We start from the raw sequence: 5145 nt of genomic DNA, 5'->3' as shown, positions 1-5145 counted from the left end.
TCGCAGCAACAACCAGGATAGCGCCGTCCATCTGAGCAGCACCGGTGATCATGTTTTTAACGTAGTCGGCGTGCCCTGGGCAGTCAACGTGCGCATAGTGGCGAGTCGGGGTGTCATATTCAACGTGGGAAGTGTTGATGGTGATACCACGAGCTTTTTCTTCTGGTGCGTTATCGATCTGGTCGAATGCACGAGCAGAACCACCGTAGGTTTTAGCCAGAACGGTAGTAATTGCTGCAGTCAGAGTGGTTTTACCATGGTCAACGTGGCCGATAGTACCGACGTTGACGTGCGGTTTTGTACGTTCAAATTTTTCTTTAGACATCGATTGTCCCTCTAAGACACGGATAAATCGGTGATATCACCACATCAACCAGGCGAAAGCCTGAATTTGTTGAATTCATTAACAGAAGAGAAACAGGAAGGATAAAGGAGGTGGTGCTGATAGGCAGATTCGAACTGCCGACCTCACCCTTACCAAGGGTGCGCTCTACCAACTGAGCTATATCAGCACATCTGGAGCGGGCAGTGGGAATCGAACCCACATCATCAGCTTGGAAGGCTGAGGTAATAGCCATTATACGATGCCCGCATCCTGGAACTCGGCTACCTGCTTGAATTCTGTATAAACTAAGGAATGGCTCCTTAGTATTCGAGTCGACTCGTTGAATCTCGTCGCCTCGGGCTACGCAGAGCGTTGCCTAAAATGGTGGTGGGGGAAGGATTCGAACCTTCGAAGTCGATGACGGCAGATTTACAGTCTGCTCCCTTTGGCCGCTCGGGAACCCCACCAAGCACTTGATGGTGCCGACTACCGGAATCGAACTGGTGACCTACTGATTACAAGTCAGTTGCTCTACCTACTGAGCTAAGTCGGCATCAAGTAGCGCGCATTCTAGGAACACCGGGCCCGCGATGCAACAAAAAAATTAAAGAAAATGCACTACCGCTTATATTTTGCGCGATAGCTCGTAAAACTGATGGATTAATCATCGTCTCAGGGTGTTTTTTGTACACGCGGATACAGTAGAGATTTACTCACACGGTCTTTGCACTCTCGATTGCACCGGCTTTGTGCGATCCTTTTACTCTTGATGTGCTTTTACTGTGCAAATTTCCTCCCCCGTTACCGAAAAAAGGGATTACATCCGCATGGATCGTTTCTTGCTTGATAAGGGGATAGGTTTGATATGCCCACCGGGGAGGGAAGTGCGATGAAAATTGTTTCTTTAAATGCCGCCACATTACCTGTGTATTGTCGAGAGCTGGGAGCATTGCTGTTGGATTCTATCGAGAGTGGCTCATCAGTGGGTTATCAGTTAGGGACGTCACGTGAAGATGCCGAGAGCGCATTCTACCGATTACGGAGTGCTCTTGATAAAGGAGATTTATTGATGTGGATTGCGCGTGATGAGCGTGGTCTGCAAGGAACCATACAACTCGAGCTCACAAATGAGTCAGACGGTTTGAATCGCGCAGTTCCAAAATTATTGCTCGTCCATCGACATGCGCGTAGGCAGGGCATAGGTAAACAGCTTATTACGGCGATGGAGAAAGCGGCCAAAGCGCATCATCGAGGATTATTGTGCCTCAATGTTCAGGCATGTACGCCAGCAGAGGCATTCTATCGCGCGCAAGGATACCGATGCTTGGGGGAGTTACCAGACTATATCTGTTCGTCAGACGGCTACTACCATGCCGCCATCATTTATTACAAACGCTTATTCGCTGTTAAACAATTTGCACAGCGCATAGCAAGTTAAAAGCAAACGACAATGTGATGCTTTCCCCTGAAAGCATCATCACTTTCTTTTTTTCTTATTATTCTCCCTCATCTGGTGTTACCCTCCTGCCCATTGTGAAAAGTAATATACGTTGCACGCCTTTGATTACCTGAGATGAGCCTCCTTTTCTCAGCCCGCGTACTACGTTCATTTTTGTCCTGAATTACAGGCAGAAGCATGCTTATGAGTAATAAAGAGCAAATGTTAACGACTCCTTATATGCAGTTCAACCGCAACCAATGGGCAGCCTTGCGCGACTCAGTACCGATGACTTTGACTGAAGGTGAAATTGCTCGGTTGAAGGGTATCAATGAGGATCTGTCTTTAGAAGAAGTGGCCGAAATTTATCTGCCGCTTTCACGTCTATTGAATTTTTATATCAGTTCAAATCTTCGCCGACAGGCTGTGTTAGAGCAGTTTCTCGGTACGAATGGGCAACGAATTCCCTACGTCATTAGCATTGCGGGAAGCGTTGCGGTAGGTAAAAGTACAACCGCTCGCGTCTTACAAGCCCTGCTTAGCCGCTGGCCTGAGCATCGTCGCGTGGAATTGATCACAACTGATGGCTTTCTGCATCCGAATAAAGTGCTGAAAGAACGCAATCTGATGAAGAAAAAGGGATTCCCGCAATCCTACGATATGCATCGTTTGGTGAAGTTCGTTTCAGACATTAAATCAGGTGCACCAAATGTCACAGCACCAGTTTACTCGCATCTGATTTATGATGTTATTCCTGATGGTGATAAAACGGTTGCTCAACCTGATATTCTAATCCTTGAGGGATTAAATGTTCTGCAAAGCGGCATGGATTATCCACACGATCCGCATCATGTATTTGTATCGGACTTCGTAGATTTTTCGATTTATGTCGATGCGCCTGAAGAGTTGCTACAGGATTGGTATATCACGCGATTCCTGAAGTTCCGTGAAGGTGCATTTACCGATCCGGACTCTTATTTCCATAGCTATGCGAAACTTTCGGAAGATGAAGCCGTTAATGTCGCATTGCAGCTCTGGAAAGAGATTAACTGGCGGAACTTAAAAGAAAATATCCTACCAACTCGTGAGCGAGCCAGCTTGATCATGACGAAAAGCGCAAATCATGAAGTGGAGTGCGTACGTCTGAGAAAATAAAAGATGGGGGATAATACCCCCCATTCGAATTAATTAACTCCGCGCAATGATATTTCACCGCCGACCCAAGGTTTAATTACGCCGTCTTGTTCTAATAACAGCCCACCTTGTTCGTTAATCCCTCTGGAAATACCATGAATTTCTCTATTACCAATAATTAACTTTACCTGGCGGTTAATAAAGTTATCCAGAGATTCCCAGCGCGGCAGGAAAGGTACTAAACCTTCCTCTTCAAATAGCTGTAATGCCTTTCGTAATTCTTTTATGATTCTAATTGCTAATGCATTACGATCTATATTAATTCCGGCTTCCTGAAGATTAATCCAGCTTTGATTAATCACATCCGTCGCCACATTTCGCATTGCAAGGTTAATACCTGCACCGATAACAATCTGCGCAGCATCACCGGTTTTGCCAGTAAGCTCAACCAGAATACCAGCAAGTTTACGATCATTCAGATACAGGTCATTTGGCCACTTAACTCTGACATCCTCAGCACCTAATTCGCGTAGCACTTCGGCTATCACAACCCCAATAACAAGGCTTAAACCAACTGTCGCCGCAGGACCTTGCTCGAGTCGCCAGAACATAGACAGGTAAAGATTGGCACCGAAGGGTGAAAACCATTGGCGTCCTCGACGTCCTCGACCAGCTTGCTGATATTCAGCAATGCAGGCATCCCCGGACTGAAGTGTTTCAAGACGATCGAGTAAATACTGATTAGTAGAGTCAATGACCGGTAGAACGGCAACTAAACCCGTATCAATCTGCGATTTTATAAATTTTTCATTAAGCAGTTGAATGGGATCTGGCAGACTGTAGCCTTTTCCTGGCACGGTAAAAACATCGACTCCCCAATCTCTTAGAGTTTGGATATGCTTATTGATAGCCGCTCGGCTCATACCAAGCTGCTCACCTAACTGCTCACCAGAATGAAACTCGCCGTCAGCAAGAATACCAATCAGCGTTAGAGGAATTTTGTTATCTTTCATGCGATGGTCTCCACAGCGCTTACTTCGCCACATGCTCCGATGAAGCGAACTTCGGGTTCCAACCATACTTTAAATTTCGCCCCGACACATTGGCGAACATGATGAGCCAGAGAAACAACATCCTTGCTTGAAGCATTCGTTTCGTTGATCAGTACCAGCGCCTGCTGTTTATGAACGGCTGCACCACCCACGTGATATCCCTTTAGTTGGCACTGGTCAATTAGCCATCCTGCAGCTAATTTAACTGAGCCGTCCGGCTGAGGATAGTGCGGTATCGTCGCGAAGACTGACAGTAACTCTGCAGCTTGCTCAGCAGTAACAACCGGATTCTTAAAGAAACTACCGGCATTACCATTAACACGTGGGTCAGGAAGTTTTGTCATTCGCATGTGGCAAACCGTATTAAAAACTTCATGTGGAGTGATATTCTCAGCGTCAAGGCGGGCCAAATCGCCATACGATAAAACTGGCTTCCACAATTTTGGTAAGCATAATCCTACAGCAACGATCGCATAGTGATTCTGATATTCATGCTTAAAAATACTGTCACGATAACCAAATTGGCACTGTGAATTATCCAGGCGATGCATCTCACCACTACGTAAATCGACACAATCAACGTATTCGCAGACGCTTTTGAGCTCGACACCGTAAGCACCAATATTCTGAATTGGTGAAGACCCAGCACATCCTGGGATTAAAGCTAAGTTCTCGAGCCCTGGCATACCTTGTTGTAAGGTATATTCAACCAGATGGTGCCAATTCTCCCCTGCACCAACATGCAAATGCCAGGCATCCTGCTTTTCTGTAACTTGTATGCCAGAAATTCGGTTTACGATTACGGTACCGGAGTAATCTTCCAGAAAGAGAACGTTACTTCCCTCACCCAGGATCAAAACGGGCATATCCCCCGCCACTGTCTCACTCCAGGCATCTTTTAACTGCTGTACTGTTTCAGCAATGACAATACGTGAAGCGTTAGCCTGAATACCAAATGTATTGAAAGGTTTAAGAGGAGTGCTCATATTGGGTATCTTTCCTGAGTTTAAACCCGGTTAGTTTACCTTATATGCCACGGGTTGGCTTGCCTGAGAGCGGATATGCAAGGGCGGTTCGGGTAAATCGCAGACAGCAAAAAGCCCTGTACGTCAGTACAGGGCTTTTACTCGTATCATCCTGATACTCGCCCCTCCGGGGCCGCCGTGACCGGCGTGCAAAATTGTTCCCGACAGTTT

Annotated in this window: 5 protein-coding genes and 4 tRNA genes; 2 read left to right on the top strand and 7 right to left on the bottom strand. The window is 46.4% G+C overall.

Annotation, left to right across the window (positions count from 1 at the left end; all coding sequences use genetic code 11):
• The 5 genes from BSPA111_RS22340 to BSPA111_RS22320 all read right to left on the bottom strand — a co-directional run.
• Window positions 1-325 (bottom strand): GTP-binding protein (locus BSPA111_RS22340; RefSeq protein ID WP_032641063.1); only part of this gene is annotated, 325 nt, incomplete at its 3' end.
• A gap of 111 nt (window positions 326-436) precedes the next feature.
• Window positions 437-512: transfer RNA gene (locus tag BSPA111_RS22335), tRNA-Thr, on the bottom strand.
• 5 nt (window positions 513-517) lie between these two features.
• Window positions 518-592, bottom strand: a tRNA-Gly gene (locus BSPA111_RS22330).
• A 115-nt stretch (window positions 593-707) separates the two neighbouring features.
• Window positions 708-792, bottom strand: a tRNA-Tyr gene (locus BSPA111_RS22325).
• Between the two features lie 10 nt (window positions 793-802).
• Window positions 803-878 (bottom strand) — tRNA-Thr (locus BSPA111_RS22320).
• Window positions 879-1214: 336 nt separating this feature from the next.
• Here BSPA111_RS22320 and BSPA111_RS22315 point away from each other — a divergent pair.
• Together BSPA111_RS22315 and coaA are read left to right on the top strand one after the other, a co-directional pair.
• Entirely contained in the window at window positions 1215-1763 is a 549-nt protein-coding gene (locus BSPA111_RS22315; protein ID WP_183273301.1) for a GNAT family N-acetyltransferase, read from the top strand.
• A gap of 204 nt (window positions 1764-1967) precedes the next feature.
• Window positions 1968-2918: a type I pantothenate kinase gene (gene coaA, locus BSPA111_RS22310; RefSeq protein ID WP_221200580.1), complete on the top strand. Its 951-nt coding sequence runs from the start codon at window positions 1968-1970 to the stop codon at window positions 2916-2918.
• A gap of 29 nt (window positions 2919-2947) precedes the next feature.
• On the opposite strand, the gene birA is transcribed toward coaA, so the two are convergent.
• Together birA and murB are read right to left on the bottom strand one after the other, a co-directional pair.
• Window positions 2948-3910, bottom strand: coding sequence for a bifunctional biotin--[acetyl-CoA-carboxylase] ligase/biotin operon repressor BirA (gene birA / locus BSPA111_RS22305; RefSeq protein ID WP_183273299.1), 963 nt, complete (start codon window positions 3908-3910; stop codon window positions 2948-2950).
• Window positions 3907-4935, bottom strand: a complete 1029-nt coding sequence (murB, locus tag BSPA111_RS22300) for a UDP-N-acetylmuramate dehydrogenase (protein WP_183273298.1) — start codon at window positions 4933-4935, stop codon at window positions 3907-3909. Before murB ends, birA begins: the two co-directional genes overlap by 4 nt.
• Between the last annotated feature and the right edge of the window lie 210 nt (window positions 4936-5145).

This window comes from Buttiauxella sp. A111, assembly GCF_014189855.1.
GTDB lineage: Bacteria > Pseudomonadota > Gammaproteobacteria > Enterobacterales > Enterobacteriaceae > Buttiauxella > Buttiauxella selenatireducens.
Note: the sequence above shows the minus strand (reverse complement) of the source record. Positions and strands in the feature narration are given on the sequence as shown.

Coding starts and splice junctions, on each gene's coding strand:
- murB (WP_183273298.1), bottom strand. CDS start 4,935: ATGAGCACTCCTCTTAAACCTTTCAATACATTTGGTATTCAGGCTAAC.
- birA (WP_183273299.1), bottom strand. CDS start 3,910: ATGAAAGATAACAAAATTCCTCTAACGCTGATTGGTATTCTTGCTGAC.
- coaA (WP_221200580.1), top strand. CDS start 1,968: ATGAGTAATAAAGAGCAAATGTTAACGACTCCTTATATGCAGTTCAAC.
- BSPA111_RS22315 (WP_183273301.1), top strand. CDS start 1,215: ATGAAAATTGTTTCTTTAAATGCCGCCACATTACCTGTGTATTGTCGA.